We start from the raw sequence: 11,620 nt of genomic DNA on the forward strand, positions 1-11,620 counted from the left end.
ACAGCCGCTGTCCTCAAGGCTCGTAGGCCAGTTGGGGGACGTCGAAGCAGGTGCGGTTCATGTCCCCCTGGGCGACCCAGCCCTTGCCGTCCCGCCAGCGGGCCACCGACAGGCAGGTCCGGCTGGTCCTCGGCGGCTCGGCGCGCCGCTCGAACCCGACGGGCCGGAGCAGTCCGCCCGCGGTGTACCCGTCGCTGCGGTTCATGTAGGCGTCGACGCACGCGCGCGTGATGCCCGTCCTCGCGCAGGACTTGGCGGCGTCCGTGAACCACCGCGCGGCCGCCCAGCCCTCCAGTTGCCACTGCGAGTGCGTCTTCAGGTCCCTCGTCGCCTCGCGGAACTCCCGTACGGCCGGGTGGCCGGTGTCGTCGTAGTTGCGGCTGGAGCCGGTCGCCCAGAGGGCGTTGCGGCAGCGCGGGGCGTCCTTGTAGGCGTCGGCGACGGTGGACGCCCAGTTCTGCACGTTGGTCACCTTGGCGGTGACGTCGGCGCCGACCTCGTCCATGGCCTGGCACAGCCGGGCGTTGCCGTGGCTGTCGATGGCGTCGAAGACGAGGTCGGCGCCCTGCTCCTTCAGGTCGGCGGCGACGGCGCGGAAGTTGGGCAGGGCGAAGTCGACCTGCTCGGTGACGACCTCATAGCCCTCGGCGCGCAGGCCCCGTTCGACGAGCCGGGCGTAGGCGGCGGACGCGGACTGGTTGTAGGAGACGACGGCGGCGGTCCGGGCGCCGTGCTCGCGTGCGAAGTAGCGGTAGACCTCGGTGCCCCCGTAGAGCTTGCCGTCCCAGCCGGTGGTGCCGTCGCGCGGCGCGAGGCTGCCGTAGATGCCGTAGAGGTGCGGGTAGGTGTCGTAGGCGCTGCCGATGGGCTGGCCGCCGATGTCGGGCACGCGCGCGCGTGAGACGCGGGAGGCGCCCGCGTAGTCCAGGGCGGTGGTGGCGACGAGGGCGACCACCTTGTCCTCCTCGACCAGGCGGTGCACGCACTCGTTGTTGCCGACGCCGCTGCCGCCGTCGTCGCACAGGCGTACCTGAACGCGGCGGCCGTCGATGCCCCCGCGCGCGTTGAGCCGGTCGAACCACGCCTTGGCGCCGTCGCGCGGGCCGGTGAAGGCGGCGCCGCCGACCGGGCTGGTGGCGCTGGCGATGATGCCGACCCGCAGGGGCGCGGCGTCGCGGGGCGCGGGGGTGCGGTCGTCGTGCTCGAAGTCGCTCTCCGGGAGCCGGCTGCCGCAGGCCGCGCTCAGGGCGAGCAGCAGCACCGCGGCGAGGGCCTCAGCAGCCCGGGACCGGCGACGCATTGCCGCTCAGTTGCACCAGCGCGCACAGCGTCTTGGCGGACACCTTCCAGGTGCCGTCCTGCTCGACGGCCGTCCCGGAGGCGTCCGGCAGGGCGGTGGCGCCCTTCAGGGTGAGCGTATACGTCACGTCCGCCTCGGTCGCCGAGGTGAACTCGATCTTGGTGACCTTCGCCTGGACCTGCCCGCCGCGCTCGTCACCGCTGAAGGCCTCAAGGACGGGGCCCATCCGGTCGCCGTTCTCCAGGACGGCCTGCTTGTCCTGCGTCGAGGTCTTCGGGTCGAAGAACTTCTCCCAGTTCTGCCTGATCTCCCGCTCGGCCGCGGCACGGTCCGCCGGCGCGCTGGCAGGTGCGGTCGCGGTCCGATCCACGGTCGGTTGGGGTGGCGTGGCCTCGCCGCCGCCATTGTCGTCGCCACATGCCGCGAGGGCCGGGGCGAGGGCCAGGAGCAGGGCGGCCGTGATCGCCGTACCCCGTCCCGCGGCTCGTGGGCCCCGTGTCGCGTTCCCTCGCCTGAGGTCGCTGCCGAGAACCATCTGGCTCACCACCGGGTGTCGGTCCGGGCCACGTGCGCCCGGTGCTTTCAGGGTCAGCTTCCAAGGGGCATAGTGCAAGCGATCGGCGGACTTGAACAGGCGGCCAGGCGCGTGCCCGGACAACCGACGTGTGGGAGCCAGCGATGCGGACAAGCCGACTGCGGACCGTGCATCCCGTCCTCTGGGCCGGCTGGGTGGCGCTGGCCGCCGGATCGGTGCTGTGCGTCGTCGGCTGGTACGGCGTCTCCGGGGAGCGCTTCGCCGAACGGCAGCTGCCCTACCTCGCCTCCTGCACGGTCCCCGGCGCGGCGCTGATCATCTCCGGGGCGGTGCTGCTGGCCCACGGGCGGAGCTCGATCGCCGCCGCGCGCGTGGAGGAGCTGTACGGCCTGCTGGTGGCGGCCGGGCCCGACGATGCCGGTCAGCGGACCGCCGAGACCGGGCAGGCCTCCCTCGCGCCCCTCGCGGTCAGCGGCGAGCTGCGGATGGTGCCCGGCGGCACGCTGTGGCACCGCGCGGACTGCCCGCTGGTCGCGGGGAAGGCGGAAGCGGTTCCGGTGGACTCCAAGCTGGTGGCGAGCGGCGAACTGGGCCCGTGCCCGATCTGCGAGCCCGCCGAAGAGACCGACTGAGCCCGGCCGATGTCCTCCCTGACGTACGACCTCACCCTGGCCGGCCTGGCGGTCGGCAGCGCGGCGGCGCTGACGGGGATCGGCCTGATCGTGACGTACCGGGCGACCGGCGTGCTGAACTTCGCGCACGGCGCGATCGCGATGGTGTGCGCCTACGCGCTGCGGCAGTGCGTGGTCGAGTGGGGCTGGCCGCTGTGGCTCGGGGCCGCGGTGACGCTGCTGGTGCTGGCTCCGGGGCTGGGTGTCGTACTGGAACGGTTCGTCTTCCGGCCCCTGGCGGTTCTCGGCGGTGACCCGGCGCAGACGCTGGTGGCGTCCATCGGGGTGTTCGTGCTGCTGGTGGGCGGTGCGGCGCTGCTGTGGGGGCAGGGGGCACGGGACGACGCGCCGGAGCTGGTGCCGGACGAGCCGTGGGGGCAGCTGGCGGTGGTGCTGGTGCTGGCCGCCGGGGTCGCGGCGGTCGTCCGCTGGACGCGCTTCGGGCGGGAGCTGCGGGCCGTGGTCGACGACCGGCAGCTCGCCGTGCTGGGCGGCATCGACGCGGACCGGGTCGCGGCGGCGGGCTGGGCGTTCGGCTCCTTCACGGCGGGCCTGACCGGTGTACTGCTGGCGCCGTACGTGCGTCTGGACCCGTACGGGCTGCCGCTGCTGGTGATGGAGGTCGTGGCGGTCGCGGTGGCCGCGCGGATGCGGAGCCTGCCGGTCGCGGTGGTGGTGGCGCTGGGCGTCGGTGTGGCGCAGAGCCAGCTCACGCGGCTGCACCCGTCCGGGTGGGGCGCGCCGCTGCTCCAGGCGGCCGGCACGAACCTGTTCGTCGTCGCCCTGCTGGTCGCGGCCCTGGTCCTGCCGGGTGTGGGCACGCGTGACGCGCTGCCACGCACGGCCACCGCCCGGGTTCCGACGCCGCCCGGCGCGTGGATCGTGGCGGCCGTGCTGTTCCTGCTGCCGCTGGGCCTGGCAGGCCGTGACCTGCACACCTCGATCCAGGTGCCGGCGCTGGCCGTCGTCCTGCTGTCCCTGGTGGTGGTCACCGGCCGCGGCGGCCAGATCTCGCTGGGGCAGGCGGCGTACGCGGGTCTGGGCGCCCTGTTCACCGCGCTGCTGGCGGCGGGCCGCTTCCCGGGCCTGCCGGACATGCCGGAGCTGGCGGCCCTCGCGGTGGCGGTCGTCCTGGTGGCACCGCTCGGCCTGCTCACGGGCTGGCCGGCGATCGGCCGCCGGGGCCTGGCGCTGGCGCTGGCGACGTTCGCCGTCGGCGTGGGCGTGAGCCGCTTCGTCTTCGCCCAGCCGTACGCCACGGCGGGCCTGTCGCTGGGCCGCCCGGCGGGTTTCGAAGGGGACCGCGCGTACTACCTCCTGGAACTGCTCCTGCTGGCGGTGGCGTTGCTGGCGGCGCACGCGCTGCGCCGGGGGCGGACGGGCCGGGCCCTCGCGGCCATGCGGGACCACGAGGCGGGGGCGCAGGCGGCGGGCGTCCGGGTGCCGTCCCTCAAGCTGCTCGCCTTCGTTGCGGGCGCCGCGCTCGCCGCACTGGGCGGCGGCATGCTCGGCATGGGCCTGCGCGCCTTCGACCCCGCCGCCTACGACCCGGTGCGCGGTCTGCTGTGGTTCGCGGCGGTCGTGGTGCTGGGCGCCGACAGCACCCTCGGCGCCCTCGCCGCCGCGGCCCTCCTGGTCGGCCTGGACGCGGGCACGCGCGGTGGCGTGGCGGCGGCCCTGATCGGCGTCCTGGCGGTCCTCGTGGGCCGCTTCCCCGGCGGCCCGTACGAGGCCCTGCGGACAGCGGCGGAACGCCTGTGCCTGCGCCGCGGCGCACCGGCCCTCACTCCGGTGGGAGCCCGGGCCCGCGGGCTGCTGCGTCCGGCGGAGCCGCGGGCGGCCCGCAGGGCGCCCGTGCCGACGGGGGCGACGGCGACCGGCGTGGTGCGGGGAGCAAAGGGCACGGGGGCGGCCGGACGACGCGAGCCCCGAAGCGGCGAGGGGGACACGGAGCGCGGTCCCTCGGGCCCGGCCTCCCACCGCCCGCCGGTCGCCTCGGCGGACGGGACGCACGGGCCCGCCCCGGCGGACCGCCACGGCTCACCCGACGCGGCACGCCCAGGCGGCAGCCGCCCGTCGGCCCCCCAAGCCGCCACGGCAGCGCGCGAGGCCGCCGCCGAGCCCGCCCCGGACTCCCCGCCGCGTGCGGCAGCGCCGCCGGGGGCGCCCCGACCACCCACCGGCCCGGCCACCACAGCCTCCCCCGTCCTGACCGCCCGCCGCCTGCACGCCCACTACGGCGGCTTCACCGCCCTCGACGGGGTCGACCTGGACGTCTTCCCCGGGCGGATCACCGCGGTCGTGGGCCCCAACGGAGCCGGAAAGAGCACCCTGTTCCACTGTCTGGCCGGGACGCTGCGGCCCGCGCGCGGGTCGGTGCGCCTCGGCGGGCGGGACATCACCGCCCTGCCCGCGCACGCCCGCACCCGGCTCGGTGTCGCGCGGACCTTCCAGCAACTGGCCGTCTTCCCGTCGCTGACCGTGGCCGAGAACGTGCGGGTGGGCGCCGAACAGGGCCGGGTGACCGACCCGGGCGCCGTGGAGCGAACACTCAGACTGCTCGGTCTGGACGGGCCGGTGCGGGCGCTGCCCGCCGCCGGGCTGCCCACGGGGACGCTGCGCCGCGTCGAACTGGCCCGGGCCCTCGCCGGCGCCCCGCGCGTCCTGCTGCTCGACGAGCCCGCCGCCGGCCTCGACACCGCCGAAGTGGCCGCTCTCGCCCGGGTCCTGAAGGCCCTGGCCGCCGACGGCACGGCCCTGCTCGTCGTCGAGCACGATCTGGACCTGGTCGCCGGCCTCGCCGACGTCGTGCACGTGATGACGGCCGGCCGGATCGTCGCCTCCGGCCCGCCCGAGCGCGTCCTGGACGCCCTGGGAACGGCGGCCGGGCGATGACCGTCGTCTCCCTGCGCCACGCGCGCGTGCGCTACGGCCCGCTGGAGGCCCTGCACGGCGTCACCCTCGCCGCCCCGGGCCCGGGCCTGACCGTGCTGCTGGGCCGCAACGGCTCCGGCCGCAGCACCGCCCTGCGCGCCCTGGCCGGAACGGTGCCCCTGTCGGGCGGCGCCGTGGTGTGGGACGGCGCCGACGTGACCCGCGTACCGGCGTACGAGCGGGCCCGGCGCGGACTGTGCCTGGTGCCGGAGCGGCAGGCCGTGTTCGGCTCGCTCACCGTGCGCGAGAACCTCGAACTCGCCGCCCCGGACCACGGCCCGGCCCTCGACGCCTATCCGCAGCTGCGCCCCCTGCTGGAGCGGCGGGCCGGCACCCTCTCCGGCGGGGAGCAGCGCATGCTCGCCCTGTCCCGGGCGCTGCTGGCACGCGCGCGCGTGGTGCTCGTCGACGAGCCGGTCCAGGGCATGTCGCCCTCGGTCGCGGCCCGCACCTACGGGCTGCTGAGCACGCTCGACGCGTGCGTGGTGGTCGCCGAGCAGCGCCTGCCGCCTGCCCTGCGGGACCGGCCGGTCCTGGTGTACGAACTGCGCCGCGGGGCCGTCGTGTTCGCCGGGGAGGCGAGCGAGCTCGGACAGTGAGCCTCAGACACGCCGAGGCCCCGTCCGGCCGGCCGGACGGGGCCCGCGTGTCCCGGCGAGGGGGAACGGGTCAGAGTTCGAGGCGCTGGCCGGGCACGATCACGTCGGGATCGCCGCCGATGGCGGCCTTGTTGGCGGCGTAGAGGTGCTGCCAGGTGGTCCCGTGCCGGGCGGCGACGCCGCTCAGGGTGTCGCCCTCGCGGACGGTGTAGTCGCCGCGGGAGGAGCCGCGGTCGGGGTGTGCCGTGGAACGCGCCGGCGTCTTCGAGGGCTTCGCCGGAGCGGGCTTGGCGGAGGTGACCGGGTCGGCCGCGGACGCCGCGGGTGCGCCGCCGCTGGCCCCGGCGCGTGCCGAGCAGGTCGGCCAGGCGCCCCAGCCCTGGGCGCGCTGGACCTTGGTGGCGACGGCGATCTGCTGGGACTTGCTCGCCTGGTCGGCGGTGGGCGCGTAGGCCGTGCCGCCGTAGGCGCGCCAGGTGGAGGCGGCGAACTGGAGTCCGCCGTAGTAGCCGTTACCGGTGTTGATGTGCCAGTTGCCGCCGCTCTCGCACTGGGCGATGCGGTCCCACACTCCGCTGTCAGCCGCCGCGGCGTTTCCGGTCGCGGCGAGCAGTCCGAGGGGCGCGAGCAGTGCCGCCCCGGCGAGGACCGCCGTCGTACGAACCTGGTTCTTCCGAGCGTTGTCGCGAGTGGTATCGGCACATTCGGACATGTAGTTCCCTCTCGAAGCACTCGGGGTCCCCCAAGGCGGAACGCCACTCACCGCGCCATGGGGCGCGTGGGTCGCGCTCGCCCCGTCCGCCGGTGTGGCGCTGCGCGTGGTTCCGGAGAATCACGCGGCCGGCGGACGTACCCGAGCGGTGCTCGCTGCACACGGCCGAGGAATCTAAGGAGGTTGACCGGCCGTCATCAACCGGTTGCCCGTCATGCCAGGCCAGTTCCCCGATACCCCAGGTAACGGCTATTTCCGGACACCCACTTCATTCCTTGATTTCCTGATATATCTACCACCCCGCCTGACAGCATGTGAGCCACCTCACCCCCTCAACGTCCTTTACAGAACGGTGACTTGACGGTGAGTGCGCGATTCCGCGCCGAGCGTGACCCTGTGCGCTGGATGGTTCGATTCCGTTCGCTCTGGGGCGTGACTCCCGCCACAGATCACCCGTTGTCTTCTTCATGAGCCGGGGCCCACCCGGACCACGGGCCGGGAGCCACCCGGTCTTGCCACGCACCGCATCCCCGAGGGAGTCACCCGTGCCGCGCATGCTCGACGTCAGCGACGAGGTACGCGCCGAGATCGGCGACGAAGAAGCCGACCGCCTGCTCGCCGGAGAGACCGCCCCGGGCAGTTACGACTGCACGTCCTGCCGCACTCCGGGCGACTCCGAGCAGGAGCGCACCAGCACCGTCCTGTTCGTCGGTGACGAGACCGCCGTCCTCGCCTTCGCCCACGCCGGCTGCCTGCCCTCGCAGGTCGTCCAGGTCACCGAGGAACAGCTCCGGGGCGCCGTGAAGTCCATCACCGGCGACACCGTCGACCTGGAGCCCGACAAGGTGGTGCCCGAGCAGGCGATGCTCGGCGTGACCAGCGGGCTCGTGCTGATCGCCGGGGAGCTGCACCCGGCCCTGGTGGTGGAGCCGACGGCGCCCATCGCCCGGCCCGGCACCACGGGCTCCGGCGACGACTTCCTGCCGCTGCTCATCGAGCAGGGCTTCATGCCGCTGACCGAGCTGTCCGCCGTACCGCCCGTGCTGCACGGCTGGTCCGTGCTGCTCGCCGTGGGCCGGCTGCACGCGGTGCTCCAGCCGGGCAGCAACGGCGGCCAGCCGGTGGCCTGGTGGCAGGCGCACCAGCCGCTCCAGGTCAGCGAGGGCTGGCGCGCGGCCGCCAACAAGCACCAGCAGGTGCTGATGTTCGCCGCGCCGGTCGGCTCGATCGGCCGCCAGCCGCGCGAGGACCTGCTGCGGGACGCGCTGGACAAGGCGGCGGCGACCGGAAAGCTGGTCGCCGCGGCGCTGCCGCTGGCCGGCACCTGAGCGGCGCGGCACCCGCGCGGGCCGCACCCCTGCGAAAGCCGTACCGGCCCCGCATCCCTTGACCCGCGGGGTCGTTTGGACATACGTGCACGCATACGACGTTCCCCGCCGCCAGTCCTACTCGTCGATCCCCTCCGCACGCTCGGCTCAGGACTCCCAGAGCGGCCCATCGGCCACGCCGATCTACGACGCGCTCTACGCCGAGTACGTCAAGTCCTTCCGCGCACTTCCCGGCGACCGCAGCGGCGAGGAGAAATTCGGCTTCACCGCCTTCTGGAACATCCCGCACAGTACGGGCTCGTACAGCGGTTCGCACAGCAGCTCGTACAGTGCCTACAGCGCGGGTGCCCAGAGCGCCCGCCATGCTGCCGGACAGCAGCCGCAGTGGCAGCGCGTCGGGACCATCGGCTCGCACGACACGGGGATGCACCACGTGCCGGCCGCACTGCCGCCGGGTCGGCGAAGCGGCGTCTGAAGCGAGCACCGTACAGCGGAAGGGCGGCCCCTGCCGGGGCCGCCCTTCCGCTGTACCTGCTACTTCTTCTTCGCGCCGCGCTTCTCGCGCACCCGCACCGAGATGTGGATCGGCGTCCCCTCGAAGCCGAACTCCTCGCGCAGGCGGCGCTCGATGAAGCGCCGGTAGCCCGCCTCGATGAAGCCGGAGGCGAACAGCACGAACCGCGGCGGCTTGGTGCCCGCCTGCGTGCCGAACAGGATGCGCGGCTGCTTGCCGCCCCGGACCGGGTGCGGATGGGCGGCGACCAGCTCGCCGAGGAACGCGTTCAGCCTGCCGGTCGGGACCCGGGTCTCCCAGCCCGCCAGGGCCGTCTCGATCGCGGGGACCAGCTTCTCCATGTGACGGCCGGTACGCGCCGAGACGTTGACGCGCGGGGCCCACGCCACCTGGCCCAGCTCGGTCTCGATCTCCCGCTCCAGGTAGTAGCGGCGCTCCTCGTCGAGGGTGTCCCACTTGTTGAAGGCGAGGACGATCGCACGGCCCGCCTCGACGGCCATGGTGACGATCCGCTGGTCCTGCACCGAGATGGACTCGGAGGCGTCGATGAGGATGACCGCGACCTCCGCCTTCTCGACGGCGGCGGCGGTGCGCAGCGAGGCGTAGTAGTCGGCGCCCTGCTGGAGGTGGACGCGCTTGCGGATGCCCGCCGTGTCGACGAACTTCCAGGTGACGCCGCCCAGTTCGATCAGCTCGTCGACCGGGTCACGGGTGGTGCCCGCCTGCTCGTTGACGACGACGCGCTCCTCGCCCGCCACCTTGTTCAGCAGCGAGGACTTGCCGACGTTCGGGCGGCCGATCAGGGCGATGCGGCGCGGCCCGCCGATGCCGCCCCCGCCGAACGTCTCGCGCGGCGCTTCCGGCAGCACCTCCAGGACCTGGTCGAGCATGTCGCCGGTGCCCCGGCCGTGCAGCGCCGAGACCGGGTACGGCTCCCCCAGGCCCAGCGACCACAGGTAGGCCGCGTCGGCCTCGCCGCTCGGGCCGTCCACCTTGTTGGCGCACAGCACGACCGGCTTGCCGGACTTGCGCAGCAGCCGGACGACGGCCTCGTCGGTGTCGGTGGCGCCGACCTTGGCGTCGACGACGAAGACCACCGCGTCGGCCGCGTCGATGGCGTACTCGGCCTGGGCGGCCACGGAGGCGTCGATGCCGAGGACGTCCTGCTCCCAGCCGCCGGTGTCGACGACCTTGAAGCGGCGGCCCGCCCACTCGGCCTCGTACGTCACCCGGTCGCGGGTGACGCCGGGCTTGTCCTCGACGACGGCCTCGCGGCGGCCGATGACGCGGTTCACCAGTGTCGACTTGCCGACATTGGGGCGGCCGACCACGGCGAGGACGGGCAGCGGGCCGTGCCCGGCCGCCTCGATCGCGCCCTCGATGTCCTCGAGGTCGAAGCCCTCCTCCACGGCGAGCTCCATGAACTCCGCGTACTCGGCGTCGCCGAGCGCCCCGTGGTCGTGCTCGGGCGCGCCTTCGTGCGCGTCCGAGCCGTCGGGCTGGGTCTGGTCGTTCATGAAGTCCGTACCTCGTCGTTCATCGTGGTGGTCGGTGGAGTACCCGCTGTCTCACGGGCTGATCCACTACTCAGTGTTGTCTAGCGCCCGGTGAAGCGCCTGGCGTTTTCCAGGTGGGCGGCGAGCTGCTTCTGGATGCGCCCGGTCGCCTCGTCCAGCGCCGTGCGCGTACGGCGCCCGCTGCCGTCACCCGCCTCGAAGGGCTCCCCGAAGACGACGTCGACGCGGGACCGCAGCGGAGGCAGCCCCTTTATCAACCGTCCCCGCCTCTCGGAACTTCCCAGCACGGCGACCGGCACGATCGGGGCGCCGCTGCGCACCGCGAAGTACGCGAGCCCGGCGCGCAGCGAGGCGAAGTCGCCCTCGCCCCGGGTGCCTTCCGGGAAGATGCCGAGCACGCCGCCGTTCTCCAGCACGCCGAGCGCCCGGGTGATCGCCGTGCGGTCGGTGGTGTCGCGGTCCACCTTGAGCTGGCCGATGCCGGTCAGGAACGGGTCGAGCGGGCCGATGAACGCCTCCTTCTTGATCAGGAAGTGCGTCGGCCGGGGCGCCACGCCCATGACCATCGGGCCGTCGATGTTGTGGGAGTGGTTGACGGCGAGGATCACCGGGCCGGTCGTGGGCACCCGCCAGGCACCGAGCACGCGCGGCTTCCACAGCCCGTACATCAGGCCGACGCCGATGCGCCGCCCGACGTCGGCGCCCCGCAGTGAAGGCAGCTGGTCGGTCACTTCCCGGCCCGCTTCTCCTCGACGAGGGTGACGACGCACTCGATGACCTGGACCAGCGTGAGCTCGGTGGTGTCCACCTCGACCGCGTCGTCCGCCTTGGCGAGCGGCGAGGTCTTGCGGCTGGAGTCGGCCGCGTCCCGCTTGATCAGGGCCTCGCGGGTGGAGTGCACGTCGGCGCCCTTCAGCTCACCGCTGCGGCGGGCGGCACGCGCCTCCGGGGAGGCGGTGAGGAAGATCTTCAGGTCGGCGTCCGGCAGCACGGTCGTGCCGATGTCACGGCCCTCGACCACGATGCCGCTCTCCGCGGAGGCCGCGATCGAGCGCTGCAGATCGGTGATCCGGGCGCGCACCTCGGGCACCGCGCTGACCGCGCTGACCTTGGAGGAGACCTCCTGGGTGCGGATCGGGCCGGACACGTCGACGCCGTCGACCGTGATGGTCGGCCCCTCGGGGTCGGTACCGGAGACGATGTCGGGCTTGCCGGCCGCGGCGGCGATCGCGGCGGGGTCGTCGATGTCGATGCCGTTGTTCACCATCCACCAGGTGATCGCCCGGTACTGGGCGCCGGTGTCCAGGTAGCTCAGGCCGAGCTGTGCCGCCACGGCCTTCGACGTGCTCGACTTGCCGGTGCCGGCGGGGCCGTCGATGGCGACAATCACTGGCGTGGCGCTTTCCACAGTGGGGGACCTTCCTGAACCGGGCTGGCGGGGCTGAGGGCGCGACGGCCCCGCACAAGGTTACTGGGTGCGGGTCACTCGTCCGGCCGCGCGTCGGTCAGC

General features: G+C 74.0%; 11 protein-coding genes. 5 read left to right on the plus strand and 6 right to left on the minus strand.

What is annotated here, in order from left to right:
* Window positions 1-13 precede the first annotated feature (13 nt).
* Together ACIBNA_RS37220 and ACIBNA_RS37225 are read right to left on the minus strand one after the other, a co-directional pair.
* A complete protein-coding gene (locus ACIBNA_RS37220; RefSeq protein ID WP_399169638.1) occupies window positions 14-1,300 on the minus strand; it encodes an ABC transporter substrate-binding protein in 1,287 nt (428 codons plus the stop codon).
* Window positions 1,275-1,835, minus strand: coding sequence for a hypothetical protein (locus ACIBNA_RS37225; protein WP_399169640.1), 561 nt, complete (start codon window positions 1,833-1,835; stop codon window positions 1,275-1,277). The genes ACIBNA_RS37220 and ACIBNA_RS37225 overlap by 26 nt, the downstream gene beginning before the upstream one ends.
* 143 nt (window positions 1,836-1,978) lie before the next feature.
* Here ACIBNA_RS37225 and ACIBNA_RS37230 point away from each other — a divergent pair, with 143 nt between their 5' ends.
* Genes ACIBNA_RS37230 through ACIBNA_RS37240 form a run of 3 tightly spaced genes read left to right on the plus strand, consistent with a single transcriptional unit; the run spans window position 1,979 to window position 6,039 of the window.
* Window positions 1,979-2,467 carry a hypothetical protein gene (locus ACIBNA_RS37230; RefSeq protein ID WP_399169641.1) on the plus strand — a complete coding sequence of 163 codons (489 nt, stop codon included), beginning with the start codon at window positions 1,979-1,981 and terminating at the stop codon, window positions 2,465-2,467.
* Window positions 2,468-2,476: 9 nt separating this feature from the next.
* Window positions 2,477-5,401, plus strand: coding sequence for an ATP-binding cassette domain-containing protein (locus tag ACIBNA_RS37235; protein WP_399169642.1), 2,925 nt, complete (start codon window positions 2,477-2,479; stop codon window positions 5,399-5,401).
* Window positions 5,398-6,039, plus strand: a complete 642-nt coding sequence (locus ACIBNA_RS37240) for an ABC transporter ATP-binding protein (protein WP_399169643.1) — start codon at window positions 5,398-5,400, stop codon at window positions 6,037-6,039. The genes ACIBNA_RS37235 and ACIBNA_RS37240 overlap by 4 nt, the downstream gene beginning before the upstream one ends.
* 70 nt (window positions 6,040-6,109) lie before the next feature.
* Here the strand turns inward: ACIBNA_RS37240 and ACIBNA_RS37245 are convergent, their stop codons facing one another.
* A complete protein-coding gene (locus ACIBNA_RS37245; RefSeq protein ID WP_399169644.1) occupies window positions 6,110-6,751 on the minus strand; it encodes a transglycosylase family protein in 642 nt (213 codons plus the stop codon).
* 545 nt (window positions 6,752-7,296) lie between these two features.
* Between ACIBNA_RS37245 and ACIBNA_RS37250 the strand changes: the two genes are divergently transcribed.
* Together ACIBNA_RS37250 and ACIBNA_RS37255 are read left to right on the plus strand one after the other, a co-directional pair.
* Window positions 7,297-8,079 carry a hypothetical protein gene (locus tag ACIBNA_RS37250; protein WP_399169645.1) on the plus strand — a complete coding sequence of 261 codons (783 nt, stop codon included), beginning with the start codon at window positions 7,297-7,299 and terminating at the stop codon, window positions 8,077-8,079.
* 85 nt (window positions 8,080-8,164) lie between these two features.
* Window positions 8,165-8,554 carry a hypothetical protein gene (locus ACIBNA_RS37255; protein ID WP_274815274.1) on the plus strand — a complete coding sequence of 130 codons (390 nt, stop codon included), beginning with the start codon at window positions 8,165-8,167 and terminating at the stop codon, window positions 8,552-8,554.
* Window positions 8,555-8,613: 59 nt separating this feature from the next.
* Here the strand turns inward: ACIBNA_RS37255 and der are convergent, their stop codons facing one another.
* From der to cmk, 3 genes are all read right to left on the minus strand, one after another.
* Window positions 8,614-10,110 (minus strand): ribosome biogenesis GTPase Der, encoded by a 1,497-nt coding sequence (der, locus tag ACIBNA_RS37260; RefSeq protein WP_399169646.1) that lies wholly within the window; start codon window positions 10,108-10,110, stop codon window positions 8,614-8,616.
* Window positions 10,111-10,190: 80 nt separating this feature from the next.
* Window positions 10,191-10,841 (minus strand): lysophospholipid acyltransferase family protein, encoded by a 651-nt coding sequence (locus ACIBNA_RS37265; RefSeq protein ID WP_399169647.1) that lies wholly within the window; start codon window positions 10,839-10,841, stop codon window positions 10,191-10,193.
* Window positions 10,838-11,518, minus strand: coding sequence for a (d)CMP kinase (gene cmk, locus ACIBNA_RS37270; protein WP_399169648.1), 681 nt, complete (start codon window positions 11,516-11,518; stop codon window positions 10,838-10,840). The genes ACIBNA_RS37265 and cmk overlap by 4 nt, the downstream gene beginning before the upstream one ends.
* Between the last annotated feature and the right edge of the window lie 102 nt (window positions 11,519-11,620).

The sequence above is a fragment of the Streptomyces sp. NPDC050164 genome (assembly GCF_044459945.1).
GTDB lineage: Bacteria > Actinomycetota > Actinomycetes > Streptomycetales > Streptomycetaceae > Streptomyces > Streptomyces coeruleorubidus_A.

Excerpts from the sequence above, each read along its gene's own strand:
- ACIBNA_RS37220 (WP_399169638.1), bottom strand. The coding sequence starts at position 1,300 with ATGCGTCGCCGGTCCCGGGCTGCTGAGGCCCTCGCCGCGGTGCTGCTG.
- ACIBNA_RS37225 (WP_399169640.1), bottom strand. The coding sequence starts at position 1,835 with ATGGTTCTCGGCAGCGACCTCAGGCGAGGGAACGCGACACGGGGCCCA.
- ACIBNA_RS37230 (WP_399169641.1), top strand. The coding sequence starts at position 1,979 with ATGCGGACAAGCCGACTGCGGACCGTGCATCCCGTCCTCTGGGCCGGC.
- ACIBNA_RS37235 (WP_399169642.1), top strand. The coding sequence starts at position 2,477 with ATGTCCTCCCTGACGTACGACCTCACCCTGGCCGGCCTGGCGGTCGGC.
- ACIBNA_RS37240 (WP_399169643.1), top strand. The coding sequence starts at position 5,398 with ATGACCGTCGTCTCCCTGCGCCACGCGCGCGTGCGCTACGGCCCGCTG.
- ACIBNA_RS37245 (WP_399169644.1), bottom strand. The coding sequence starts at position 6,751 with ATGTCCGAATGTGCCGATACCACTCGCGACAACGCTCGGAAGAACCAG.
- der (WP_399169646.1), bottom strand. The coding sequence starts at position 10,110 with ATGAACGACCAGACCCAGCCCGACGGCTCGGACGCGCACGAAGGCGCG.